22 protein-coding genes and 1 pseudogene are annotated in these 24,612 nt (G+C 60.4%); 10 read left to right on the top strand and 13 right to left on the bottom strand.

The annotated features are described in order from the left end of the window. Nucleotides 1-155 precede the first annotated feature (155 nt). Genes AC1D2N_RS29140 through AC1D2N_RS29130 form a run of 3 tightly spaced genes read left to right on the top strand, consistent with a single transcriptional unit; the run spans nt 156 to nt 1,914 of the window. Nucleotides 156-884, top strand: coding sequence for a phosphatase PAP2 family protein (locus tag AC1D2N_RS29140; RefSeq protein WP_130653699.1), 729 nt, complete (start codon nt 156-158; stop codon nt 882-884). A 56-nt stretch (nt 885-940) separates the two neighbouring features. Then, on the top strand, nt 941-1,693 hold the full coding sequence (locus AC1D2N_RS29135; protein WP_018246363.1) for a COG4280 domain-containing protein: 753 nt from the start codon (nt 941-943) through the stop codon (nt 1,691-1,693). Next, nucleotides 1,690-1,914 (top strand): hypothetical protein, encoded by a 225-nt coding sequence (locus AC1D2N_RS29130; RefSeq protein ID WP_130653698.1) that lies wholly within the window; start codon nt 1,690-1,692, stop codon nt 1,912-1,914. Before AC1D2N_RS29135 ends, AC1D2N_RS29130 begins: the two co-directional genes overlap by 4 nt. Nucleotides 1,915-2,144: 230 nt before the next feature. On the opposite strand, the gene AC1D2N_RS29125 is transcribed toward AC1D2N_RS29130, so the two are convergent. The 8 genes from AC1D2N_RS29125 to AC1D2N_RS29090 form a co-directional block, all read right to left on the bottom strand. After that, a complete protein-coding gene (locus AC1D2N_RS29125) occupies nt 2,145-3,377 on the bottom strand; it encodes a type II toxin-antitoxin system HipA family toxin (RefSeq protein ID WP_130653697.1) in 1,233 nt (410 codons plus the stop codon). Next, nucleotides 3,377-3,754, bottom strand: a complete 378-nt coding sequence (locus AC1D2N_RS29120; RefSeq protein ID WP_130653696.1) for a helix-turn-helix domain-containing protein — start codon at nt 3,752-3,754, stop codon at nt 3,377-3,379. The genes AC1D2N_RS29125 and AC1D2N_RS29120 overlap by 1 nt, the downstream gene beginning before the upstream one ends. A 328-nt stretch (nt 3,755-4,082) precedes the next feature. Continuing rightward, nucleotides 4,083-5,603, bottom strand: coding sequence for a mechanosensitive ion channel family protein (locus tag AC1D2N_RS29115; protein ID WP_130653695.1), 1,521 nt, complete (start codon nt 5,601-5,603; stop codon nt 4,083-4,085). Nucleotides 5,604-5,985: 382 nt separating this feature from the next. Next, a complete protein-coding gene (locus tag AC1D2N_RS29110) occupies nt 5,986-8,547 on the bottom strand; it encodes a GcvT family protein (protein WP_130653694.1) in 2,562 nt (853 codons plus the stop codon). 103 nt (nt 8,548-8,650) lie between these two features. Further along, nucleotides 8,651-8,818 carry a hypothetical protein gene (locus AC1D2N_RS29105; RefSeq protein WP_342636715.1) on the bottom strand — a complete coding sequence of 56 codons (168 nt, stop codon included), beginning with the start codon at nt 8,816-8,818 and terminating at the stop codon, nt 8,651-8,653. A 100-nt stretch (nt 8,819-8,918) separates the two neighbouring features. After that, a complete protein-coding gene (locus AC1D2N_RS29100; RefSeq protein WP_018246367.1) occupies nt 8,919-9,158 on the bottom strand; it encodes a hypothetical protein in 240 nt (79 codons plus the stop codon). Between the two features lie 9 nt (nt 9,159-9,167). Continuing rightward, nucleotides 9,168-9,428 carry a hypothetical protein gene (locus AC1D2N_RS29095; protein ID WP_025397793.1) on the bottom strand — a complete coding sequence of 87 codons (261 nt, stop codon included), beginning with the start codon at nt 9,426-9,428 and terminating at the stop codon, nt 9,168-9,170. Between the two features lie 3 nt (nt 9,429-9,431). Continuing rightward, on the bottom strand, nt 9,432-9,752 hold the full coding sequence (locus AC1D2N_RS29090; RefSeq protein WP_018246368.1) for a helix-turn-helix domain-containing protein: 321 nt from the start codon (nt 9,750-9,752) through the stop codon (nt 9,432-9,434). A 281-nt stretch (nt 9,753-10,033) separates the two neighbouring features. Here AC1D2N_RS29090 and AC1D2N_RS29085 point away from each other — a divergent pair, with 281 nt between their 5' ends. Further along, entirely contained in the window at nt 10,034-11,095 is a 1,062-nt protein-coding gene (locus AC1D2N_RS29085) for a class I SAM-dependent methyltransferase (RefSeq protein WP_130653693.1), read from the top strand. 25 nt (nt 11,096-11,120) lie between these two features. On the opposite strand, the gene AC1D2N_RS29080 is transcribed toward AC1D2N_RS29085, so the two are convergent. Further along, nucleotides 11,121-12,146, bottom strand: coding sequence for an AraC family transcriptional regulator (locus tag AC1D2N_RS29080; RefSeq protein WP_193443702.1), 1,026 nt, complete (start codon nt 12,144-12,146; stop codon nt 11,121-11,123). 60 nt (nt 12,147-12,206) lie between these two features. Between AC1D2N_RS29080 and melA (AC1D2N_RS29075) the strand changes: the two genes are divergently transcribed. The 6 genes from melA (AC1D2N_RS29075) (at nt 12,207) to melA (AC1D2N_RS29050) (ending at nt 21,273) form a co-directional block, all read left to right on the top strand. Beyond that, nucleotides 12,207-13,673: an alpha-glucosidase/alpha-galactosidase gene (gene melA, locus AC1D2N_RS29075; RefSeq protein WP_130653692.1), complete on the top strand. Its 1,467-nt coding sequence runs from the start codon at nt 12,207-12,209 to the stop codon at nt 13,671-13,673. A 122-nt stretch (nt 13,674-13,795) separates the two neighbouring features. Next, a complete protein-coding gene (locus AC1D2N_RS29070; RefSeq protein WP_130653691.1) occupies nt 13,796-15,883 on the top strand; it encodes an ABC transporter substrate-binding protein in 2,088 nt (695 codons plus the stop codon). A gap of 173 nt (nt 15,884-16,056) precedes the next feature. Beyond that, nucleotides 16,057-17,064 (top strand): ABC transporter permease, encoded by a 1,008-nt coding sequence (locus AC1D2N_RS29065; protein WP_026188757.1) that lies wholly within the window; start codon nt 16,057-16,059, stop codon nt 17,062-17,064. A gap of 1 nt (nt 17,065) precedes the next feature. Then, nucleotides 17,066-18,202: an ABC transporter permease gene (locus AC1D2N_RS29060; RefSeq protein ID WP_018246374.1), complete on the top strand. Its 1,137-nt coding sequence runs from the start codon at nt 17,066-17,068 to the stop codon at nt 18,200-18,202. A 10-nt stretch (nt 18,203-18,212) separates the two neighbouring features. Further along, nucleotides 18,213-19,880: an ABC transporter ATP-binding protein gene (locus AC1D2N_RS29055; protein ID WP_130653690.1), complete on the top strand. Its 1,668-nt coding sequence runs from the start codon at nt 18,213-18,215 to the stop codon at nt 19,878-19,880. 22 nt (nt 19,881-19,902) lie between these two features. Further along, the gene (melA, locus tag AC1D2N_RS29050) at nt 19,903-21,273 is read left to right on the top strand and encodes an alpha-glucosidase/alpha-galactosidase (protein ID WP_018246376.1); all 1,371 of its coding nucleotides are present in this window, start codon (nt 19,903-19,905) and stop codon (nt 21,271-21,273) included. Nucleotides 21,274-22,054: 781 nt separating this feature from the next. Here melA (AC1D2N_RS29050) and AC1D2N_RS29045 read toward each other — a convergent pair. From AC1D2N_RS29045 to AC1D2N_RS29030, 4 genes and pseudogenes are all read right to left on the bottom strand, one after another. Continuing rightward, the gene (locus tag AC1D2N_RS29045; RefSeq protein WP_047618347.1) at nt 22,055-22,396 is read right to left on the bottom strand and encodes an NIPSNAP family protein; all 342 of its coding nucleotides are present in this window, start codon (nt 22,394-22,396) and stop codon (nt 22,055-22,057) included. Nucleotides 22,397-22,534: 138 nt separating this feature from the next. Then, the gene (locus AC1D2N_RS29040; protein ID WP_080763959.1) at nt 22,535-23,023 is read right to left on the bottom strand and encodes a cupin; all 489 of its coding nucleotides are present in this window, start codon (nt 23,021-23,023) and stop codon (nt 22,535-22,537) included. Nucleotides 23,024-23,457: 434 nt separating this feature from the next. Further along, nucleotides 23,458-24,069 (bottom strand): L,D-transpeptidase, encoded by a 612-nt coding sequence (locus AC1D2N_RS29035; protein ID WP_026231054.1) that lies wholly within the window; start codon nt 24,067-24,069, stop codon nt 23,458-23,460. 219 nt (nt 24,070-24,288) lie between these two features. Next, nucleotides 24,289-24,612: pseudogene (locus AC1D2N_RS29030) on the bottom strand (hypothetical protein); the annotation flags it as partial.

Genomic DNA, 24,612 nt, shown 5'->3' with positions numbered 1-24,612 from the left:
TCACTGGTGCCGTTGATGAACGCCTAGAAGGCGACCTCAGCGGCCATAAAACCTCTGTCGGGAACGCCCTTGAATGCCGCAAGGTCTTGAATCCTGGATCTGGATTGCCAATCTGGCGGGGACCGACATGATGTGAAGGGAGTTCGACGGCAGGCATGAGCGAGGTTCAACGACGGGGACTCTTGGCGAGGCTCAATGCATATGAGCCGCTGACATTGATCATGGTGGCATCGATCGCCGGTGGACTGTTCCTGCTCCAGCGACTGACGAGCGAAGTCCTGGAGGGTGAGACATTCCGCTTTGACCAGGCAATCCTGCTGGCGTTGCGACGGCCGGGAGAACTTGCCGTGCCGATCGGTCCCGGCTGGCTGACGCATGCCGTCGACGATATCACTGCCCTCGGCGGCATCACCGTTCTCTCGCTGATGACGGTTCTCGTCACCGTCCATCTTCTGCTCGACCGGCGCTGGCCGATCGCAATCTTCGTCTTTTCCTCTGTGCTGAGCGGCTGGCTGGCGAGCACTCTCTTGAAGATCCTCGTCGCGCGGCCGCGCCCCGACATCGTGCCGCATCTGGTCGAAGTGAGCGATCTCAGCTTTCCCTCCGGACACGCGATGGTCTCGGCGGTGACCTATCTGACGCTTGGGGCGCTGCTGGCCCGGACACAGCGTTACCGGTCAACGCGGATCTTCGTCATGGGCATCGGCGTCTTCCTCGCCGTCCTCATCGGCTTGAGCCGAATCTATCTCGGCGTCCATTATCCCACGGACGTCTTCGCCGGATGGTGCGCCGGTGCGCTCTGGGCGCTTGGCTGCTGGCTGATCTCGAAGCGGTTTATTCCGAGCCGCGCGCCAGATGATGTTGCGGAAGCCGCAAAACGGTAAGAAAAATAACAATTCAGCCCAGTACATGATCTCCGCCGGCATAACGGACAAGAACCATGACAACTCTGACAACGATCACTTCGACGGTCACGGCCGCATTTCTCGGCTCCTTCGTCGAGGTCGTTGAAGCCTTCACCATCATTCTCGCCGTCGGCGTTACGCAGAGCTGGCGTCCGGCCTTCATCGGCACCGGTCTTGCGCTCGGCCTTCTCGCTCTTCTCGTGCTGGCGCTTGGTCCGCTGCTCGGGCTCATTCCGATCGAGCTGATGCAGTTCGTGATCGGGACGCTGCTCGTTCTCTTCGGCCTGCGCTGGCTGCGCAAGGCGATCCTGCGGGCCTCGGGCTTCATCGCGCTGCACGACGAGGAGAAGGCCTTCGCAGCCGAGACCGACAGCCTGCGGCGTCAATCCGCCGAGCGCCGTGCCAATTTCCTGGCGGGCACCGCCGCCTTCAAGGCGGTGCTGCTCGAGGGGATCGAAGTGGTGTTCATCGTCATCGCTACCGGCGCCGGACACGGCATGATCGGCTATGCCAGCCTTGGAGCGGCCGCGGCCTGCCTGCTGGTGCTGATCATCGGCATCTTCGTGCACAAACCGCTCTCGGCGGTTCCGGAGAATAGCCTCAAATTCGTCGTCGGGCTGCTGCTCAGCGCCTTCGGCATATTCTGGGTTGGCGAGGGCGTCGGCGCCGACTGGCCGGGCGCCGATCTTTCGCTTCTGGCGATCCTTGCCGTGCTCGCCGTCTTTTCCTTCGCAGCAGTCCGGATGCTGCGTCAGTATTTCAACACCCATGCCGAGGTGGCCGCGTGATGAATATTCTTAAGGTCGCCTTGAAGGAATTCTTCGGCATGTTCATCGACGACGGCGCGCTGGCGCTGGCGGCACTGCTGCTGATTGCCATCGTCGGCATTCTGGTGAAATTCGCCCATGTCGACGCGCTGCTCGCCGCTACTCTGCTTCTCCTCGGCTGTCTGCTGATTCTCGCCGAGAGCGTGGCGCGCGCGGCGCGGCAGAAGTTTCAGCGGAAATAGCTCGGGCGACACTGCGGCACCTAGAACAGGTGGCGGATACGCGTCACCGGCGGGCCAACCGAGCTGCCATTCAGTGCGGCGCCTTCGCTCGTTGAGAAAATCAGGCGGACTGGAGAATTTTTGCGCATGTGTGATGCCCGATCATCAGAACCATCCCACAGCATAGTGTTGAGCAGGCACGAACTACGTCATATATGATGAGTTATACGAGTATATCGTGCATATCTGGTTTATAGAGCGAGCGCTATCTCAGTCTGATCATTTACGAAGGCGGCTTCATACTCGCGCGCCAACGTACCGGAGACGCCCACTTGTCGAAGTATATCTCGCCATTGCAGGGAAATGTGCTGCGCCGTCTCGCGGATCATCTGGCGAGCATCCGTTTCGGCGATTTCGAAGAACTCGCAGGCTTCGAAGGCCAGACGGATTGATCGGTCATGCGCACCGCCCTCAAGAATTGACGTTTCAAGATGCGGATTGCGGTCAGGTGCGGGGTTAACATCGAACACCGGAGACAGTCGCCAGCGACCGGCCCCCACATAAAGGAAACCGTGATTCTTTAGATGGTCATCCTTGTTCGACACGAGGATGGTGAAGATCAGGCGTAGAAAGAGTTCACGGAAATCGGCCTGCGGATCAGCGGCATTGGCCCGCATGAAGTCGACGATCTCCGTATAGGAGCCGAGTTCGGCCCCGGTCTTGCCGAGGGCAGTGCGGGCCGAAATATAGGGTACACGGCCGGCCTCGCGCCTATCGAACCGCTTGATCAGAGCGACCGGGAATGGCGTGTCAGCCAGTTCCAGCCTGACCTCGGGCGTACGGATTCCGCAGGCCCGAGCGAGGCGGAGCGTGGCGACCTCTAGGCGTTCGATCGGCTGCTGATCATGAACCGAGGTGAACTTGGCGAGCCAGAGCGTGTCGCCGTCCCGAACATTGGCCTTAGGCCGCGCACCGCCGGAACCGCCCGCACCCGCGAGCACCTGCATGTCCTCCGCGGATATCTCCTTGCCCTGCTCATAGGCCCGTGCGATGGCGGTGATGGTCTCCAGATCGACCAGACGCGGTACGGCGTCGGCGGCGCCGCCCCGGATGATTTCTCTCCTATCGTCCACAAATCGCAGCGCGCCCTGCCGGCAGGCATCATCGGATAGCGTCAAATACTCGAACTCCGAAAGGCCATTGCCGTAGGTGCGTTCGAGAAGCCTGCGGCCCCAACTGTCCGGTGCAGCGTCAGCGAAGACGCCCGCCAATGCGTCGCGCATGTTTCCGGGCTGGCCAGATGTGTGAAATGGCCCAGCTTCAAGGGGAAAGGTCGGCTGCACGGCAAAGGCACGAGGATTTTCGATCCAGGCCGGATCGTAAGCAAAAGTCGAGAACTGTCGAGGCCCCGCCTGCGTGAAACGCAACTGGCCAACGGGTGTCAGGTTCTCGCCGAGAACGACATGGGCGTTGAAATCGGGCATCAGAATGACGCGCCGTCCAGATCAACGACATCCGTATCCTCCTGTGCCGTCTTCCCCTTGGCCTTCTGCCTGCGCAGGGCGGTCGCAAAAGACCGTCCGCGACGTGGCTGGCGTTCGGCGGCCAACGCCAGACCCAGATCGTCTTTGCGGATGTCGATCAGGTCGGCCAACCGGTCGATAAGACCAAGCACAACGAGAACATCGGCGAGCGTGCCGATCCCAACACCAGGATCTCCCTTTTCCAAGCGCGCGACGGTGCTCGGCGACGTGCCGGCGCGCACCGCCAGATCGGCAACGGCGATACCGCGCCGCAAGCGAGCGCCACGGATGTCATGTCCAAGCCTTTCGAGGGCAGGTTTTGATTTCGGCGATCCCATATAGCAATTATCCAGATACGGTGGATAAGGTTATTTATAACATCATATATGACGAATTGGTAGCTTCGACAAGTGCGTCGTGCGACAAAGGTCGTGTCGACTACCTGTCAATAAATGAACCCCTGGCTGGCTAGGGAGCAGCAGAGGCGCATCGCGACGACTGGCGGTCGCTGGAGGATGCGCAACAGCGAGAAACTCGGAAAAGTAGCCATTTGCGCCGGCGTCAGCCGTGTTTGTCGTCGGAGAGACCTACCTCATTCTCGGGGTTGGCATTGAAGCGGGATAGGGCCGCAGCGGTGCAGGCATCGGCGCCCATTGCCCTGGAGCTTTACTGCGGCACCTTGAACAGGTGGCGGATGCGTGTCACCAGTGAGATCATAGAGCCGCCGTTCAGCGTGGCGCCTTCGGGCGCGAAGGAATGCTGGCCGGTCTCGATGCGGCGCGACAAGGTGGCGGCAAGCTCTTCGGCGATGCCGGGCCGGTCGTGCAGCAGCGGCGTTAGGCTTGCCTGGGCAATCTCGTAGACGACGACGAAGGTCAGCGCCCGCAGGCTGGCGGCCTCGCCGACCCCGATCAGCAGCCCGCTTTCGCCGAAATAATCGCCCGGCGCCAGCCGGCCGAGTTCGATTTCCTGATGGCCTTCCCGCCGCGTGGCGACAAGGGCGCCGCTGCGCACGATCATCAGCGATGCAACCGTATCGCCCTGCTCGATGAGGATGGAATCCTTCTTGTAGGTCCTCCGGGTCATCGAGGCTGCGAGCGTTTCCTTCTCGTCCTCGGTTAGCGAAGAAAACAATGGGATGGCGTCGAGAAGCTTGAGCGGCGTCGGCCGATGCGGTTTCATCACCTCTTCCGACTGCAACTGGTCGGGCGGTGGGCCTGCGGCGTCGATCGGCCGCGCCAAGGTGAGGCCTGCGGCCTTGATATGGCGGTAGATGAGATCGAAGATCTCGTTCTTCGCCGGCCCCGTCTGGCCGATATCCCTGACGCGGAAGGAGAGTTCCAGCTCCACTGCATCCGATGTCAGTGATTTGATCTGCACCCCGGGTTTCGGCTCGGTCAGGATCGAGCCACTGCTCAAAAGCACGGCGCGCATGACCTCGATGATCGCCGACGGCCCGATCGTCGGGACGACGCGGACCGTCAGTGAGGCGCCGTGACTGCGGTCGGGGCTGCTGAGATTGGTCAGCCCGACCTTGGCAAGAAAGCTGTTGGGCAGGACGACGAGATCGTTCGAGCCGTTCAGCAGATGGGTGGAGCGCCAGTTGGTTTCGACGACACGACCCTCGACGCCGTCATTCAGCACGATCCAGTCGCCGATCGCATAGGGACGGCCGAGGTTGAGCGCGATGCCCGAAAAGACGTCGCTCAAGGTGCTTTGCATCGCAAGGCCGAGGATGATGGCAAAGACGCCTGATGTGGCGATCAGCGTGCCGACGGGAAAGCTGAAGACATAGGCGACCACCGAGAGGATCGCGCCGAGATAGATCAGGCCGATGACCAGATCCTGAACGAGGCGACCTTCACGCGGTTGGCGCTCGAAGATCAGGAAGACGCGGACGAAGGCGATCAGCGCCCAGGCGGCATTGATCCACCAGACTACTTTGGCAAGGGCGATGAAGACGCGTTCGAAGGTCGAAGTAGTCGCCGGCCCGACTTCGTAGGGCACGATGTCATGATAGAGCAGCAGGACGGTGAGCGCCGCGAAGAAAAACACCTGGCCCGCAAGCTTCCAGCTCGGGAAGGGTCGAAGCGCTATGCGCGTGATGATCGCACCGACCACGGCCAACGTCCCGGCCTGGACGACAGGATCGGCGAGCACTCCGGACCATGTGGGATTATCAAGCATCGACTGTCCACTCGCCAGAGCATGATGCTGAAAAGTGTGAGCGGTTTTCGGACGACATCATGCCTCACTCTCGAATTCTAATGATCGTTTCGCCGCATCCTGACTTCCAATCCGACTGCGAGGCAACCGCAAAATAGCGCCAGCATCCAGAGCGTCAGAAGCGGACAGGTGACGGATCCGGGTCACCAGCGACCATCCGAGCCGCCGTTCCGCGTGGCGCTGACGATCAATCTCATGTTTGTGGCGCGCCATCCTTGCGGCGTCACAAGTTCTGGAGCGCTTACAGCGCCGCGCGTCTTCTAAGACACGCGGCGCTGCAACACTTTCAATCCTCGCACGTGCTTTCCGAAAATCGATTCCGATTTGCGGGACGCCGCTGCGCTTAGGTGCGCGGCTTCAGATTTTCGGGGTCGTAGATCGGCTTGTACCCGACGCCGACAACCTCGACCGGATAACTCTCGGCGAAATACTCGACATTCAACCTGCGTCCAACCTGGCAATACGACCAGGGAAGGTAGGCCAGGGCAATGTTCTTTCCGACCGTCGGTCCGTAGGCCACCGAGGTCGTGTATGACCGACGGCCAAGCTCATCGACCAGAACCTCTCCCGTGGCGGGATCGACAACAGGCAGGTTTCCAACGGGATAACGCTTGACGCCCGACTTGTCGGTGTTGTCGGTCATCACCAGCGTGCAAAGCATGGCCGGCTGGTGCTCGCGTGCCTTGTACTCCAGATGTTTCGCCTTGCCGCGGAAATCGGCCTCCTTGACCTTCGGACGGGCGAGATCGGCTTCGATCAGGTTGTACTGGGTCAGGAGGTCGGCGTTCTGCAGGCGGAGGCTCTTTTCCATGCGGCGCGAGTTCGCGTAGGTTTCGACGCCGAAGGCCATCACACCGGTCGAGCGTAGCGCATCCCAGACGGCGAGGCCGTCTTCGTACTTCATGTGCAGTTCCCAGCCCTGCTCGCCGACATAGGAGATGCGGAAGGCGGTGACAGGCTTGCCGGCGACCTCGATCGGCTTGATCGCCGCAAAAGCGAAGTTTTCCTGATCCAGCCCGGCCGGATCGGCGACAACCTTCTTCAGCGTGTCGCGCGCGTTTGGACCCCAGATGCCGATCGTGACGAATTTCTCCGAGACGTCGGTGATGATCACGTCGAGGCCACGGTCTTGGGCTACCCGCTTCATATAATGCAGATCACGCGGGCCGGCATCGGCGCCGTTGACCAGACGGCAGCGGTCGGCCATGCGAAAGACAGTGAAGTCAGCGCGCACCATGCCTTCGTCGTCGAGGAAGTGGGTATAAATGCCCTTGCCGATGTTGGCATCGCCGCCGACCTTGGCAGCGCACAGCCATTCCATCAGTTCGACATGGTCGGGACCCTCGATGTCGACCATGTGGAAGTGGCTGAGATTGACGATGCCGCAATCCTCGCTCATCGCCAGATGCTCGGCATTCGACACGCGCCAGAAATGGCGGTTGTCCCATTCGTTCTCGCGAACCGGGACGCGGTCGGCGTATTTCTCCAGAAGGTGCTCGTTGGCGGCGTAGCCGTGCGCACGCTCCCAGCCGCCAAGTTCCATGAAGTAGCCACCAAGCTCCTTTTCGCGCTCGTAGAAGGGCGAGCGCTTGGCGTTGCGGCCGGATGCATAGGGTTCGCGGGTGTGAACAGCCGGGAAATAAATCTTCTGGGCGGCTTCGTAGCAGCGGCCCTCGATGAACTCTTCCGTCAACTGATGTGGATAGAAGCGGGCGTAGTCGATGCTGTTGTGATCGATTTCAGTACGGCCGTCGGTCATCCAGTCGGCGATCAGCTTGCCATAGCCTGGGCCGTCCTTGACCCAGATGGCGACGCAATACCACAGACCGCGCACCTTCTGGCTCTCGCCGCAGGAAGCGCCGCCGGCGGCGGAAACCTGCAGAAGGCCATTGAAGGAGTGACCTTCGTTGTAGCCGAGTTCGCCGAGGATCGGCGTCAATTCCATGGCGCGCTCGAGCGGCTCGATGATCTGTTCCATCTCGAGGTCGCGCTGCGAGGGCGACAGGCGCGCTTCGTGTTTTTCGAGAAGATCGCGCGGATGGCACATGCGTGGATTGGTGGCTTCGTAATAGCCCCACTCGATCTGGCCGCCCTCCGTCGTCGCCGGGTCGCCGGTATCGCGCATATAGGCGGAGTTGCCCTGGTCGCGCAGCAGCGGGAAGCCAATTTCCTTGCCGGTGCCTTCAAACTCGTTATAAGGACCGAAGAAGGTGAGCGGGTGGTCAACCGGCATCACCGGCAGGTCTTCGCCGACCATCTCCGCGATCAGGCGCCCCCAGAGGCCGGCACAGACGATGACGTGGTCGGCCATGATGGTGCCGCGATGGGTGACGACGCCCTTGATGCGGCCGCCTTCGACGATCAGCGACTTCGCCGGGGTATTGCCGAACACCTGTAGCTTGCCAGCCTTTTCGGCGGCATCGACCAGCTTGCCGGCAACGGTCTGCGAGCGCGGAATGACCAGGCCGGCATCCGGATCGTAAAGGCCGCCCATCACCTGATCTTCCTCGATCAGCGGGAACTTCTCCTTGATCTCGGAAGGGCTGACATAATGAGCGCGCGTGCCGAAAGCGCGTGCCGAGGAAAGCTTGCGCTTGATTTCCTCCATCCAGGTATCGTCGCCGGTGCGCGCCACTTCGAGGCCGCCGATGCGGGCGTAATGGCCCATCTTCTCGTAGAAATCGATCGAATATTGCGTGGTCCAGACCGACAGATAGTCATGGCTCGTGGTGTAACAGAAGTCCGAGGCATGGGCTGTCGAACCGATATCGGTCGGTATGCCCGACTTATCGATGCCGACGATATCGTCCCATCCCCGCTCGACGAGATGATGCGCGATGGAGGCGCCGACGATGCCGCCGAGCCCGATGATGACGACCTTTGCCTTTTCCGGAAATGCTGCCACGTGCTGTTCCTTCTACTTATCGCACGAATAAAAATTACCTAGCCGCGCTTGACGTACGCTTCGCGCGCGCGATGCAGGAGCCATGTCAACAGCGTAAGGAGTGTCACATTTGCCGAAGCTGCGGAACCCCCAGACCGCTCCGCATGGAAGCTGCGATGGGGGTATTATGCATAAGGCTCATGATCGTCATTGGTCCTACGCCGCCTAGTACCGGCGTAATTGCGCCAGTCCGGATCGAGGCGGCGAGGCAACCGCAAAACAGCGCCGGCACTGCTGCGATCCATCCCGCATCGAACGGTCAGGCAATGCGTGGCTAAGATCGGATATGGGCGAGCCCTTGCAGCCGGCCTGTCCGCTCGCACGCCCGGGGATCACGGCGCTGAAATCGCCGCAAGCCGATCGATGTCCACCAGCACGATGTCTTCGGAAACAGGCTCGCGATTGTGCAAGCGGAACCATTCTGCCGCTTCCCGCACGCGGTCACCATGGGGCGGCGGATAGGCGCCGAGCCCGAGGACCCATTCCCGCACGGTTTCGCGCTCCATCCGCCCGGCCCGGTATCGATCGCAGACGGTTTTCGCAGACGCGACTAGATCATTGATGCTTTTCACGGGATACCCTCAATGCACGGATGGCTCTTCATCTTCGAGAAACGATCGAATGCCGTCGCGGGCAACGACGGCCAGGAATTCGTCGAAGGCATCGCGGTCCGTCGCAAATGGCTCGTCCCAGCGGATCAGATCCTCCGCCTGCGTGACCACCTCCATCGTCCAGTCTTCATTGCTGCCGGATGTGCGGAAGATATCGACGAGCACGGTGATCCCGTCGTCGGTGAATTCTCCCGCCAGTTCGGAGTGTTCGAGCTTCTCTTTCTTTGCCATCATTCAGCCACCTGCACCGGGCGGTGCGTCGTTTTTGAGATATTCTTCATATTGAACCGTCTCGGTTTCATTCGTGTCGATCGAGGCATCCGCGCGTTTTGCCAGGCGAACGCCTGCACCCCCACCATTTTCAGGGATGAACACAACCCCGCCGCCTTCCAGGGCGTGCTTCACATCCTGAAGGGTTCGTTCGTAGGGAGAGCGCTTTCCAGCCTCGAAATTGGCAATCGTCGCTTTGGCGACTTTCGACGCTGATGAGAGATCGTCCTGAGACCATGCCAAAAGGGCGCGAGCAGCGCGGCATTGAGCGGAAGATAGGCACAAAACAATAACCTTGCATCAAAAGTGTGATTCTGCCTCGGATAGATTATATAAAAAATGTAATCTCGAGACAAGAGATGACGAGAAAGCGCATGACGGAATAGGGCGTTTTGAACCATTTTACATTCGCCTTTCCGAGAATTCCGATCTCCCTGGATTAGTCTGCCTATTCCATTCTTAGACCACTAATACTCGACGCTCATCTGGCGAAGGGGAAGATTGATTGACTGAATATTATTACAGTCTAATTTAGATCTTCCTTATCACGCACCCGGGAGGTCACAATGCGTGAGCCAGATATGCAAAAACTCGATGCACTCGTCGGTCGTCTTGTTGGTGACGTCGGCGCCGCCATGTCAGGTGCCTTGGTCGTGCTTGGCGACCAGGTCGGAATCTTCAAGGCGATGGCCGACGGAACGCCGATGAGCGTCCAGGATCTAGCCACGAAAACCGGAATAAAGGAGCGCTATCTCAGGGAATGGCTGAGCGCCCAGGCGGCTGCGGACTATGTGGCTTACGATGAAAAGACCGATCGTTTCAGCCTGACACCGGAGCAGGCGATGGTGTTTGCCGAGGAAAACAGCCCCGCCTTTTTCGTCGGCGCCTTCGAGGTCGTTCAATCCATGTGGATGGACGAGCCCAAGATCGCCGATGCCTTCCGCACCGGCAAGGGTCTCGGCTGGCATGAGCACAGCACCTGCCTCTTCCGAGGCACTGAACGGTTCTTTCGCCCCGGCTACAACAGCCATCTCGTCAACGAATGGATTCCGGCTCTTGCCGGGGTCGAGGCAAAGCTCAAAGCCGGCGCCAGTGTCGCCGACGTCGGCTGCGGTCACGGTGCATCGACCATCCTGATGGCGCAGGCCTATCCCGCTTCCCGTTTTACCGGCTTCGACTATCACGGCCCGTCGATCGAAAGGGCAAAGGCTGCCGCTCAGGATGCCGGCGTCGCCGACCGCGTGACCTTCCAACAGGGGTCGGCTGCGGAATTTCCAGGGCGCGGCTATGATATGGTTGCCATGTTCGACTGCCTTCACGACATGGGCGATCCAGTCGGCGCCGGCCGGCATGTCAAGGAAACGCTTGGGCCGAATGGGACGTGGCTGATCGTCGAGCCCTTTGCCAATGACCATCTCAAGGACAATCTGAACCCCGTCGGCCGCGTCTATTATGGAGCGTCGACGATGATCTGCACGCCGGCATCGCTCTCCCAGGAGGTCGGGCTCGGGCTCGGCGCACAGGCGGGAGAAATGAAGCTTCGAAAGGTCGCGCTCGACGCCGGTTTCACGCATTTCCGTCGCGCCACGGAAACCCCGTTCAACATGGTGTTCGAGGTGCGGGCCTGACGCAACTGGGTTGGCAGGTGGCAAGCTATCTCAGCTTGCCGATGCTGGCATACATGCCCGTCGTGCGGAATTCGGTGGGATTGGTGCCATAGACGCGGCGGAAGACCTTGGAGAAATAGTTGGGGTCCTCGAAGCCGCACATGATGGCGACTTCCTTGACCGGCAGGAAGTCTGCCTTGGTCAGAAGCTTGACGGCGCGCTGCAGGCGTTGCTGCAGCACGAATTCGGCCGGCGGCATGCCCTCGCTCTCGGCAAAGCTGCGCGAGAAATGCGCGCGGCTGAGGCCGACAATGCCGGCAAGCTCGCTCACCGGTAGCGGTTTTTCGAGATTGGCATTGATATGGTCGATCACCGGCTGCATGACACTGAGCTCGGCGGCAAAGGCCGGCGAGCCGAAGACGTCGTCGTAGAGCGCCATCGCCGCTTCATAGGCAATCGCCGAGGCAGCACCCGGCGACGTTGCGCCCTTGACGAGGCGCAGGCTGCAATCGGCGAGATGATCGATGGTCGAGGGCTGCAGTTTCAGCACCGGGCCGGCAGTGGACAGCACCATCTGGTGGATGCGCAGCGTTTCCTCGCCATTCATCGAGATCCAGAAATATTCCCAGCGGTCGCCTTTCTCCAACCAGTAGCGATGATTGTGCGGGACGAGCACAAGAAGTGTATCGCCGCCCTGAAGGCGATAGTTGCGGTTTTGATAGCGCAGCTTGCCGCTGCCGCTGATCGTGTGCTGCAGCACGGTGAAGGGGGTCTGGCCGCGCCGGCGGCCATCCCAGTCATAGGTCTCGTTCTCGCGCACTTCGTATCCGGCGCTGGTCGGCATGGCGTGCAGCCGCTGGCGGCCCCGGGGCAGCGAAACCGTCCTCATCGACTGTCCGTTGGCGATCAAATCCTGCAGCACAAAATTACCCCTGAAAGCATAATCCTTCTCTGGTCGCCCTGCGGATTTCGGGCATAATCCCGCTCGACAAGAGGAAGAGACCACGGCCGACAGAGCGGCCGGGAGGAAAAAGGCAGATTTTACGGCGTTTTCAGCCACATGCGTCAGCATGCGGCCCGATCCTCCATAGCCTTCTTTTCCTTAGCATTCGATTGGGTCGAGGTGAAGATCATGAGTTTCAAAATCGCTATCATCGGTGCGGGCAGCGTCGGGTTCACCAAGAAGCTGTTCACCGATATATTGTGCGTTCCGGAGTTTCGTGACATCGAATTCGCGCTGACGGATCTCAGCGAACATAATCTCGAGATGATCAAGGCGATCCTCGACCGCGTCGTCGAGGCGAACGGGCTGCCAACGAAAGTGACGGCGACGACCGACCGGCGCAAGGCGCTGGAAGGCGCGCGCTACATCATCAGCTGCGTCCGGGTCGGCGGCCTCGAGGCCTATGCCGATGATATCCGTATCCCGCTAAAATACGGCATCGACCAGTGCGTCGGCGATACGATCTGCGCAGGCGGCATCCTCTACGGCCAGCGCAACATCCCGGTCATTCTCGACTTCTGCAAGGATATCCGTGAGGTCGCCGAGCCCGGTGCGAAATTCCTGAACTATGCCAACCCGATGGCGATGAACACCTGGGCGGCGATCGAATACGGCAAAGTCGATACCGTCGGTCTCTGCCACGGCGTCCAGCATGGCGCCGAACAGATCGCCGAGGTGCTCGGCGCGAAGTCGGTGAGCGAGCTCGACTACATCTGCTCCGGCATCAACCACCAGACCTGGTTCATCGATCTTCGCCTTAACGGCCGGAAGATTGGCAAGGACGAGCTGATCGCCGCCTTCGAGGCGCATCCCGTTTTTTCGCAGCAGGAGAAACTGCGCATCGACGTGCTGAAGCGTTTCGGCGTCTATTCCACCGAAAGCAACGGCCATCTCTCGGAATACCTGCCCTGGTACCGCAAGCGGCCGGATGAGATCACCCGCTGGATCGACATGTCCGACTGGATCCACGGCGAGACCGGCGGCTACCTTCGTCATTCGACGGAAACGCGCAACTGGTTCGAGACGGAATATCCGCAGTTCCTCGAATCCGCCTCGCAACCGATCGATCCTGCCAAGCGCTCGAACGAGCATGCCAGCCATATCCTGGAGGCGCTGGAGACAAACCGGGTCTATCGCGGCCATTTCAACGTCAAGAATAACGGCGTCATTACCAATCTGCCGTCCGACGCGATCATCGAATCGCCAGGCTTCGTCGACCGCTTCGGCATCAACATGGTCTCGGGCGTCACCCTGCCGGAAGCCTGCGCCGCCACCTGCATTTCCTCGATCAACGTCCAGCGCATGTCGGTACATGCGGCCATATCGGGCGATATCGACCTTCTGAAGCTTGCCGTGTTGCACGATCCGCTGGTCGGCGCCGTCTCGACGCCGGAAGAGGTCTGGCAGATGGTTGACGAGATGGTCGTTGCCCAGGCCTCCTGGCTGCCGCAATATGCCCATGCCGTGCCGGCCGCCAAGGAGCGGCTGTCGAAATCGAAGGTGCAGACCCGCGACTGGGCGGGGGCCGCACGCCGCAACGTTCGCTCGATCGAGGAGCTGCGCGCGGAAAAGGCGGCGCTGAAAAAGGCCGTCTGATTTTCGTGAAGCTTGGGTTGCCGGGGGTTTCCGGGAGGGAAATCCGCGGCGTCCGGCCCGGTTTCACGTGTTCGAGGAGAAGGGAGCCGCGTGATCGCGCTCCGGAACAAGAGGGAGAAACGATGATGAATTTTCGTAACGCAAGCATTCTGGCCGGACTGGCGCTCAGCGTCTCAGCCGCGGCGCTGAATGCATATGCCTCCGAGCCAACCGTTCCACCGGCGCCGGCGGACTTTCCGGCCGAAGGCAAGATCAACTATGTCGCGCGCGACTCCATCCTGGAGTTCAAGGCGCTGCCCGAATATCATGAGCCCGACTGGGTCACGAAGAATTTCGTCGCCACCGGCAAGCTGCCGCCGGTCAAGGATCGGCTGCCGAAGGAGCCGCTGGTCTTCAAGACAGGCAATATGCCCGACGGCATCGGCGTCTACGGCGATACGATGCGCCACGTCATCGGCGGCCGGCCGGAAGGCTGGAACTACGGCGCCGGCCAGACGCAGGGCTGGGGCGGCATCGATATCGGCCTTTCCGAATGCCTGACACGCACCGCACCGCTGTTCCAGGTGCAGGCCTCAGACACCGAGCCGCTGCCGAACCTCGCCAAGAGCTGGGACTGGTCCGAAGACGGCCATAAGCTGACCATGCACCTGATCGAAGGCGCCAAATGGTCAGACGGCGCGCCGTTCAATGCCGACGACATCATGTTCTACTGGGACGACGAAGTCATCGACCCGAACGTCTCGCCGCTCGGCGGCGGCGCATCGCCGGAAGCCTTCGGCGCCGGGACGACGCTGAAGAAGGTCGACGATTACACCGTCGAATGGACCTTCAAGGAGGCCTTCCCGAAGCAATATCTCTACACGATGTCCTACCCGAATTTCTGCCCGGGTCCCTCGCACATCCTGAAGTCGAAGCATCCGAAATATTCGAAGAACACCTACGACCAGTTCAAGAACGCCTTCCCGCCCGAGTTCATGAACATGCCGGTCATGGGCGCCTGGGTACCGGTTGAATATCGCCCGGACGACATCATCGTCATGCGCCGCAACCCCTATTACTGGAAGGTCGACGAGAAGGGTGATCAGCTGCCTTATCTGAATGAGCTGCACTACAAGCTCTCGACCTGGGCCGACCGTGACGTCCAGGCCGTGGCAGGATCCGCCGACTTCTCGAACCTCGAGCAGCCGGAAAACTTCGTCGCGTCGCTGAAGCGTGCCGCGGAAAAAACGGCGCCCGCCCGCCTTGCCTTCGGCCCGCGTCTCATCGGCTACAATCTGCGCCTGAACTTCTCCGCCAACGGCTGGGGCAACCCGGACGAGCGCGGTGAGGCGATCCGCGAGCTGAACCGCAACGAGGACTTCCGCAAGGCCGTCACCATGGCGCTCGACCGCAAGGCAATCGGCGACTCGCTGGTCAAGGGACCGTTCACCGCGATCTATCCCGGTGGGCTCTCCTCCGGCACCAGCTTCTACGACCGCAACTCGACGGTTTACTACCCCTATGATCTTGAGGGTGCCAAGGCGGAACTCGCCAAAGCCGGTCTCAAGGACACCGATGGCAACGGCATCGTGAACTTTCCGGCCGGGACGCTCGGTGGCAAGGATGTCGAAATCGTCATGCTGATCAACAATCAGTACACGACCGACAAGAGCCTTGCCGAAGGTGTCGTCGGCCAGATGGAGAAACTCGGGCTGAAGATCGTCATCAACGCGCTCGATGGGGCCAAGCGTGACGACGCCCACTATGCCGGCCGCTTCGACTGGCTGATTCAGCGCAACACGACGGAACTGTCGTCGGTGGTGCAGAACACCGAACAGCTTGCCCCCGTCGGCCCGCGCACTAGCTGGCACCATCGCGCCGGCAAGGATGACCAGCTCGATCTGATGCCCTTCGAAAAGGAGCTTGTCGACGTCGTCAACAAGTTCAGGACGAGCCAGAACAACGACGAGCGCGTCGATCTGATGAAGCAGTATCAGAAGATCTCGACGGAACATGTCAACACCGTTGGCCTGACGGAATATCCCGGCGCGCTGATCGTCAACAAGCGGTTCTCAAACGTGCCACAGGGTACGCCGATCATGATGTTCAACTGGGCTGAAGATTCGGTGATCCGCGAACGCCTGTGGGTGGCTGCGGACAAGCAGGGCAAATACGAGCTGTTCCCCGAACAGCTGCCCGGCAAGCCCGGCGAAAAGGGCCCGATTAACTGATGCCTGTCATCAGGACACAAAGAGCTAAAGCGCGTCGCATGTGATGCGACGCTGGAGAGTTCCCTCCCAGCTGAAGTGAGATACAGGCCGCGCGTGGCGCGCGGCCTGATATGACCAACAAGCCGGCCGCGCTGACAAGGAGCGACTGGCGGCAAGGAGAAGCGAACCGTTCGATGTTGCGATTCCTGCTCGTGCGCATAGCCTCTGCGATCCCCATTCTCTTCATCCTGAGTGTGGTGACCTTCGCGATCATCCAGGCACCACCCGGCGACTACGCCGATTATATAAGATCCCAGCTGATCAACCAGGGCGGCGCATCCTATGCCCAGGCCGAAGCGCAGGCGCAGCTCTACCGGGTCGAACACGGCCTCGATAAGCCGCTGGTCGTCCAATACGTCAACTGGATCGGCGGGATCGTGACGCGCGGTGATTTCGGTTACAGCATGTTTTACAACAAGCCGGTTGCCGATGTCGTCGGTGAACGCCTGCCGCGGACATTGCTTCTGGCGCTCGTCTGCCACCTCTTCGCCTCGGTTCTCGGCATCGGCTTCGGCATCTGGGCGGCGACGCGCCAATACAGCTGGATCGACAGCCTGCTTTCGGGGATTTCCTTCCTCGGCATGACGGTGCCGCGCTTCCTGATGGCGCTGATCATCGTCTATCTCCTGGTTTTCCAGCTTAACGTCTCCGAAATCGGCAGCTTTTTCTCGCCGCAATATGGCGGGGCGCCCTGGTCGTGGGCGAAATTTGTCGATCTGGTTCACCATGTCTGGCCGGTCGTGGCGATCGCCACCTTCGGTGGGCTCGCCTACAATATGCGCGTCATGCGCGGCAATCTGCTCGATACGCTGAATGCCCAATATGTCGAGACGGCCAAGGCCAAGGGGCTTTCCGGCGCAGCCGTGGTGATGCGCCATGCGGTGCCGAACGCGCTGCACCCGTTGGTGATGTACCAGGGCGTCGTGTTGCCCTACATGCTGACCGGCGAGATCGAAACCGCGATCATCTTCGCATTACCGACCGTCGGCCCGGCGATCGTCGGCTCGATGGCGGTCGGCGACGTCTATGTCACCGCCACCTTCATGATGGTGCTGTCGGCGACGCTGATCGTCGGCAACATCATCGCCGACATGCTGCTCGCCCTGCTCGATCCCCGTGTCCGCCAATATGGAGGAGCCTGAGATGCTGGCTTTCGACTCCGCGCCGCCTCCGCCGACGACAGAACTTTCCATCAACAAGCCATCGCGTGGCCATGAAAGCTATATCGCCCTTGTCTGGCGCCGGCTGAGGCGCTCCTGGACCGGCATGGCAGGGCTCGTGCTCGTTGTGCTCCTGATCGTCATGGCGATCTTTGCCGATTTCTTTGCGCCGATGGACCCGAAGGCGACCGATGTCGGCTTCGCGCCGCCGCAGGTAATGAGCTTCCACGACAAGGACGGCAATTTCGTCTTCCAGCCGCGTGTCTATGCGCTCTCCGATTCCGAAGAGCTCGACCCCGTCACCTTCCAGCCGATCGTTGGCATCGACTACGACAATCCGCGGCTGCTCGGCTTCTTCGTCAAGGGCGCTGAATACCGGCTTTTCGGCCTGATCCCGGCCAGCCGGCACTTCTTCGGCTCGACCGATGGCCAGCCGGTGCATTTCCTCGGCACCGACAAGTTCGGCCGCGACGTGCTGTCACGCGCCATCATCGGCTCGCGCATTTCGCTGACGATTGCCCTGACGGTGGTCTTCATCGTCACCATCATCGGCACGACCGTCGGAATGGTGTCCGGTTATTTCGGCGGCACATTCGATATCTGGTTGCAGCGCTTCGTCGAACTGGTGCTCGCCTTCCCGCAACTGCCGCTCTATCTGGCGCTGACCTCGCTGATCCCGGTGACGGCGCCGACCAATGTCTTCCTTGCCTTCGTCATCGCCGTGATGTCAGCGCTCGGCTGGGCGCAGATGTCGCGCGAGGTGCGCGGCAAGACCTTAGCGCTTGCCCGCATCGATTATGTCCGGGCGGCAATGGCCGTCGGCGCCACCGACACGCGCATCATCATGCAGCACATCTTCCCGAACGTGATGAGCCACGTCATCGTCGCGGTGACGCTGCATATACCGAGCGTCGTGCTGCTGGAATCCTTCCTCGGTTTCCTCGGCTTTGCCGTCAAGCCGCCGCTGATTTCCTGGGGCCTGATGCTGCAGGATACGGCGACCTATTCGGTGATCGGCTCTTATCCCTGGATTCTCTCCCCCGTCGGCTTCGTGCTCGTCACCGTCTTCGCATTCAATGCGCTCGGCGACGGATTGCGCGATGCGGTCGATCCTTATTGAGGTGATTGATATGGCTCTTGCACTGGTCAATTCCTTCGCCCCGCCCGTCCGCCACGACCATGATGGCCGTTCGGACACGCCCATTATCGACGCCCGCAATGTGGCGGTGAATTTCAAGGTCGAAGACGGCATGGTCGAAGCCGTCAAGGACGTCTCCTTCCAGCTTTATCGCGGCGAGACCATCGCGATCGTCGGCGAATCCGGTTCCGGCAAATCGGTAACGGCGCGAACGGTGATGGGATTGTTGTCGAAGCGCGCCGTCGTCTCCGAGAAATCGACGGTCGCCTATGACGGCAGCAATATTCTGAAGTTCTCCGAGCGGGCGCGCCGCAAGCTGCGCGGCGACCGCATCTCGATGATCTTCCAGGAGCCGATGAGCTCGCTGAACCCGATCTATACGATCGGCAGCCAGATCGTCGAAGCGATCCGCGTGCATCGCCGGATCAGCAAGAGGGATGCGCAAAAACGCGCGCTCGAACTGCTCGAACATGTGCAGATCCCCGATCCCGCCGCGCGGCTCATGCAATATCCGCATCAACTTTCCGGCGGCCAGCGCCAGCGCGTGATGATCGCCATGGCGCTCGCCAACGATCCTGACGTGCTGATTGCCGACGAGCCGACGACGGCGCTCGACGTGACCGTGCAGGCGCAGATCCTGAACCTGATCCGCAACCTGCAGAAGGAACTGGGGATGGCCGTCATCCTCATCACCCACGACCTGACCGTGGTGCGGCAGTTCTCGGATTACGTCTATGTGATGCAGTACGGTGAAGTGCGCGAGCACAACATCACCGAAGCGCTGTTTGCCAATCCGCAGGACACCTATACCAAGCATCTGCTTGCCTCCGAGCCGCGTGGCCAGGCCAATCCGCTGCCGGAGGGATCGGATGTCATCCTCGATGCCAAGGGCGTGCGTGTCTCCTTCATGCTGCGTCACGGTACCTTTCTCAAGCCGGCGATGCGTGAGCTTGTCGCCGTCGACAGCCTCGACCTGACGCTGCGCCGTCACGAGACGCTCGGTCTCGTTGGCGAATCCGGCTCCGGCAAGACGACATTCGGCCAGGCGATCCTGCGGTTGAATACGCCCGATAGCGGCGAGATCCATTTCGACCATCAGCCGATCCATGGCCTTTCCCGGGCCGAGATGCGGCCACTGCGCGCCCGCATGCAGGTGGTGTTCCAGGACCCGTTCTCATCGCTCAACCCGCGCATGACGATCGGCCAGATCATCGAGGAAGGGCTCGTCGTCAACAGGCTGGGCGCGACCAAGGCCGAACGGCAGGACCGGGTGCGAGAGGCGCTGATTGCCGCTGGCATGCCGGGCAATATCCTGTCGCGTTTCCCGCACGAATTTTCCGGCGGCCAGCGCCAGCGCATCGCAATCGCCCGCGCCATCGCGGTGGAGCCGGAATTCATCCTGCTCGACGAGCCGACATCGGCGCTCGACCTTTCCGTCCAGGCGCAGATCATCGAACTCCTGCGCAAGCTGCAAGACGAGCGCGGCCTGAGTTACCTGTTCATCTCCCACGATCTCAAGGTCGTCAGGGCGCTTTGCCATCGCGTCATCGTCATGCAGCATGGCAAGATTGTCGAAGAGGGCCCCGTCAACGAAGTTCTATCCCATCCCAAGACCGCCTACACCGAACGGCTCGTCAAGGCCGCTTTCGAGGTAGCATGATTGCCGAATGCCGGAGGTTATAATGGCAAGAAATCCCAAAATCACTTTCATCGGAGCTGGCTCCACCGTCTTCATGAAGAACATCGTTGGCGATGTGCTGCAGCGTCCCGCGCTGTCGGGCGCGACGATCGCCTTGATGGATCTTAATCCGCAGCGGCTGGAAGAAAGCGCCGTCGTCGTCAACAAGCTGATCTCGACGCTCGGCGTGAAGGCGAAGGCGGAAACCTATTCCGACCAGCGCAAGGCGCTTGCGGGCGCCGATTTCGTCGTCGTCGCCTTCCAGATCGGCGGCTACGAACCCTGCACGGTCACCGATTTCGAAGTGCCGAAGAAATACGGGCTGCGCCAGACGATCGCCGATACGCTCGGGGTCGGCGGCATCATGCGCGGCTTGCGCACCGTGCCGCATCTCTGGAAGGTCTGCGAGGACATGCTCGCCGTCTGCCCCGAGGCGATCATGCTGCAATATGTCAACCCGATGGCGATCAACACCTGGGCGATATCAGAGAAATATCCGACCATTCGCCAGGTCGGCCTCTGCCACTCGGTACAGGGCACGGCGATGGAACTGGCCCATGACCTCGACATTCCCTACGAGGAAATCCGCTACCGTGCGGCCGGCATCAACCACATGGCCTTCTATCTCAAATTCGAGCATCGCCAGCCGGACGGTTCCTACCGCAACCTCTATCCCGACCTGCTGCGCGCCTATCGCGAGGGCAGGGCGCCGAAGCCCGGCTGGAACCCGCGCTGCCCGAACAAGGTGCGCTACGAGATGCTGACGCGGCTCGGCTATTTCGTCACCGAAAGCTCGGAGCATTTCGCCGAATACACGCCCTATTTCATCAAGGAGGGCCGCGACGACTTGATCGAGAAATTCGGCATTCCGCTCGATGAATATCCGAAACGCTGCATCGAGCAGATCGAGCGCTGGAAAGGGCAGGCGGAGGCCTATCGTTCAGCCGACAAAATCGAGGTCGCGCCGTCGAAGGAATATGCCTCCTCGATCATCAACTCGGTCTGGACGGGCGAGCCCTCGGTGATCTACGGCAATGTCCGCAACAATGGCTGCATCACCTCGCTGCCGACCAATTGCGCCGCCGAAGTGCCCTGCCTCGTCGACGCTTCCGGCATCCAGCCGACCTTCATCGGCGACCTGCCGCCGCAGCTGACCGCTCTGATCCGCACCAATATCAACGTGCAGGAACTGACGGTGCAGGCACTGATGACGGAAAATCGCGAGCACATCTATCACGCCGCGATGATGGACCCGCATACGGCAGCCGAACTCGATCTCGACCAGATCTGGTCGCTGGTCGACGATCTGCTCGCCACCCACGGCGACTGGCTGCCCGAATGGGCACGCACGACCCGCAAAGTACAGGCCGCCTGACACCCCCTCTCCCGGGTGAGGCGTCAAGAAGCCCCGCGGTCGCAACAACCGCGGGGCTTTTTTGCGACAGGAACGACGGCTCTTGCAATCGGCATAGTGACCCGGACGGTCGCGTCGACAGCCTATCGCCATTTCATTAAACGCAACTGCCATAGCGATGATTGCGCCGCGAGGCCCAGTCGTCGATGCCAATCACCGAGGGCGGAATCGACGGCGGCAATCCTTGCCTGCGTATGACGCGGAGCAAGGTGTCGTTGCTGACGAGAAGGATGAGCCGCTGAGCAAAAACGCGCCGCCGGGCGTCCTCTAAGCGCGAGGGCCAGATGGTGGACGAGATGCTCGAGACGTCCGGTTCGTCTGGCGTAGGTAGCACATCGCCGAACCGCTCGGCGAATCTCTGCCTGCCGCAGAGCACCGCGTCACAGGTGAACCTCCGCGTGCGCACGAGAAGCCTGACCGCGCCGTCCCGATAGGGGGAGGTCCGCGACCTGGCGGCAATAGCAGCTTCGAACCGTTCGCGACATTTGTCCGCATGCCGAACATGACGCGGTAGCGCCGGAGGAAAGCAAGATGCAGGTCTCGTCGTCAATGTGGGGAATGCGTTCGGCGATGAATCCAGCCGGTACCAAATCAGAAAGGCGAAACTTAGTGCTCATCAGGCTGACTCCTTGGTGGAAACCAGCAAAGCAGCATCGTTACAACTGCATCAAAACCACCAATATTCGGCGCTGAAACACGCCGAAAAGACTTCCCAATCAATTGCGTGCTGCGTTTCCGCCCGTTATTCCGACGGCTCGGAGAAGCCGCGGTAAAAGCTCGTCGGCTGCAGCAGCGAACTGGCAATGTTGGCGATGATCGGCCCATCCGCCTCGCTCTTTGCCCTCGCTTCCTGCCACTCGCGATCGGCCACGAACTCGGCCCACTTCTGCTCGCGCTCCGCCAGCGACCGCCATTCGAGCAGGTAGGTCAGATCGTTGCTGGAAGAACCGATCATCGTCGTCCAGAAGCCGAGTGAGCGGATGCCGAGTCGCTCCCAGATCGCCAGCGTCGCGGTCTCGAAACGCTGCTGCAGTGCCGGCAGCCTCCCCGGCAGACATGTATAGATGCGCAATTCGTGGATCATCGGATGCTCCTCATGTTGGTCAGGCTAGATCGTGGATATCGTTCAGCGCTGGAAAAAGCGAGGGGCCGCTTCTCCGCTTGTCGGACGCTTGTCCTTAATCCTGCGGCAGACTGCGAAATCGGTCACTGTGCCCGATGACTACCGCCATTTCTCCGTGAGAAATCCTGACGATCCTTGGACGGGGTCGGTATGGGGCAGGGGGACTGACGAGATTTTCGCCAGCATTTCGCTTGAGGGAGCGGACGTCTGAATGTCGGCATGCTGTCCCTTAGGATAAGCGCCTACCACCTGGAAGTCCGACGTGCAGCCGAGATTTCGGTGCCCTGTTCCGGCTGGAAGTACCAGGCAGTCTCCCGCAACCACATCAAGCTCTTGACCGTCGGGACCGCCGATCAACAGCTTGGCGCTGCCACGTGCAATTCCCAGGACTTCATGGGCACCGGAATGGTAGTGCTGATAATCGAAGACACCGTTTATCCAGATGCCTGTCCAACCGTTTGCAGCGAAACGACGGTCGAAATCAGTAGGTTCAGCGTCAGCAAAGAGCCCTCTGTAAAGCAATACAGGAAGATGCGGATTGTTCGGGACCCAGTCGCTCGGCTTGAAAAATATCGTCTCGATGTTCATGTTGAAATTCCCAAGCGAGTTGTCAATTGCCGCGAGCCGACGACCATCGGGCCGTCGACGTTGTCCCCCAACTCTTACGCAGCGTTTTCCATTGAACTCATCTGCGATGATGTTCTCAAAAGCTAAACTTTGGCAATCACCAGCGGTTCCTTGGCATGCCGCAGGTTCGAAGAGGGCGCATTCCGACTGATGCGCAAGGGCCCCCTATGCCGAGCCCTCATTGGTCTCTGATTGTCAATCTGATAAGTCACAATCAAGAAGCCGTTGTCGCTACGGACCTTTCTTCGAGGATGGTCTATCTTGCCTGGAAACCGTCCGGCCAGAAAATCAAGGTCAACCCGCCCGTGAAGACATGGCCTGAAAAGGCGAAGGCGGACTTCGTCAGTGGTCAGCGAAGTGGAAATGACGAGACAGTTCGGTCAAGCGATATTCGATCACTGCTGGACGATCACCCGGGTCCCCGGCTGAACCATATCGTAAAGCTCCTCGACGTCCTCGCGGTACATCCGAAAGCATCCGCTCGATGCATTGGTGCCGATGGAGGAGGGGTCGTTGGTGCCGTGGATGCGCAGCAGTCCGTCGGCAAGGTAGATCGCGCGAGTTCCGAGCGGGTTTGCCGGGCCGGGTTTCACGACGGCCGGAAGCCGTGGGTTCTTCTGCCGCATACTGGCTGTGGGTCGCCATTCGGGATGCAATCGCTTCGACACCACCCGCGTTGTTCCGAACCATTGCTTGCCTTCGCGGCCGACTGCGATGGGGTAGGCGAACTGCTCGCCCTGTGCGGTCGTGTAAATCAGAGTGTGCTCACGCGTGGCGATGACGACGGTTCCCCTTCTAATTCGCGTCGATGGCTCCCCACGTTCTTGCAAAGGTTCCCGATAGCCAGGTTCTGGCTCGTAGTAGGGAGGAGGGGGATACGGGCTGTAGGGATCATCATAGTCGTAGCCCCCATAATCGTCGTATCCATCATGCGGGTCATAAACTTGGGCCTGGGCATGAATGGGCGTCAGCAAAAGGGCCGCAACAAGGAGAGCCATCAATCTCATTTTACGCAATCCGTCTGTTATACAGCCTGATTGGGCGGAATTGTGTGGCGGTACTATGGCGGGTTCAGTCTGGATTCCACGGTGATCTCTCGTCGCTCCCATCAACCGCTGAGTTCCTCTCTGCTTCAAGAAAGCGGAATGGTGACGAAGCGATCTAGGGGAGGCGATTCGCGGGGAGGTAGACCTTTATCAAATTTCAAAATGCATCGCGGCCTAAGTTCACCGGTGGAACCCAATGGTCACATGCAGCACGTCGTCAGCCTCCTCCCGATGGCGCGCTATCATTCGTCCTCTGATCAAAACCGGACTTCCATACCAACGACTGTCATTAGAAAGATGACGAGGGAACCACACCGATAGTCGGGACAGGTGGTTCCTGTTGCCGCATTTTGTTTCTTGCTCGTCACCGGGGCTAAGTGCGTCGCGCACTTCATCGTCTTCCCAACCCGCCTCGATGGCGGAAGCCACAAGCGTCTCGATTTTCTCGGTTTCGGACGCATGCGAAGTCTCATCGAGGCGGCGTCTGGCGGTCTCCAGGCACTG

This window comes from Rhizobium sp. P1_B8 (assembly GCF_056406515.1).
Note: the sequence above shows the minus strand (reverse complement) of the source record. Positions and strands in the feature narration are given on the sequence as shown.

Bases quoted from the DNA above. Each gene is read 5' to 3' on its own strand.
- AC1D2N_RS29140 (WP_130653699.1), top strand. From the start codon at position 156: ATGAGCGAGGTTCAACGACGGGGACTCTTGGCGAGGCTCAATGCATAT.
- AC1D2N_RS29135 (WP_018246363.1), top strand. From the start codon at position 941: ATGACAACTCTGACAACGATCACTTCGACGGTCACGGCCGCATTTCTC.
- AC1D2N_RS29125 (WP_130653697.1), bottom strand. From the start codon at position 3,377: ATGCCCGATTTCAACGCCCATGTCGTTCTCGGCGAGAACCTGACACCC.
- AC1D2N_RS29120 (WP_130653696.1), bottom strand. From the start codon at position 3,754: ATGGGATCGCCGAAATCAAAACCTGCCCTCGAAAGGCTTGGACATGAC.
- AC1D2N_RS29115 (WP_130653695.1), bottom strand. From the start codon at position 5,603: ATGCTTGATAATCCCACATGGTCCGGAGTGCTCGCCGATCCTGTCGTC.
- AC1D2N_RS29095 (WP_025397793.1), bottom strand. From the start codon at position 9,428: ATGGCAAAGAAAGAGAAGCTCGAACACTCCGAACTGGCGGGAGAATTC.
- AC1D2N_RS29085 (WP_130653693.1), top strand. From the start codon at position 10,034: ATGCGTGAGCCAGATATGCAAAAACTCGATGCACTCGTCGGTCGTCTT.
- AC1D2N_RS29080 (WP_193443702.1), bottom strand. From the start codon at position 12,146: ATGCTGACGCATGTGGCTGAAAACGCCGTAAAATCTGCCTTTTTCCTC.
- melA (WP_130653692.1), top strand. From the start codon at position 12,207: ATGAGTTTCAAAATCGCTATCATCGGTGCGGGCAGCGTCGGGTTCACC.
- AC1D2N_RS29070 (WP_130653691.1), top strand. From the start codon at position 13,796: ATGATGAATTTTCGTAACGCAAGCATTCTGGCCGGACTGGCGCTCAGC.
- AC1D2N_RS29065 (WP_026188757.1), top strand. From the start codon at position 16,057: ATGTTGCGATTCCTGCTCGTGCGCATAGCCTCTGCGATCCCCATTCTC.
- AC1D2N_RS29060 (WP_018246374.1), top strand. From the start codon at position 17,066: ATGCTGGCTTTCGACTCCGCGCCGCCTCCGCCGACGACAGAACTTTCC.
- AC1D2N_RS29055 (WP_130653690.1), top strand. From the start codon at position 18,213: ATGGCTCTTGCACTGGTCAATTCCTTCGCCCCGCCCGTCCGCCACGAC.
- melA (WP_018246376.1), top strand. From the start codon at position 19,903: ATGGCAAGAAATCCCAAAATCACTTTCATCGGAGCTGGCTCCACCGTC.
- AC1D2N_RS29045 (WP_047618347.1), bottom strand. From the start codon at position 22,396: ATGATCCACGAATTGCGCATCTATACATGTCTGCCGGGGAGGCTGCCG.
- AC1D2N_RS29040 (WP_080763959.1), bottom strand. From the start codon at position 23,023: ATGAACATCGAGACGATATTTTTCAAGCCGAGCGACTGGGTCCCGAAC.
- AC1D2N_RS29035 (WP_026231054.1), bottom strand. From the start codon at position 24,069: ATGAGATTGATGGCTCTCCTTGTTGCGGCCCTTTTGCTGACGCCCATT.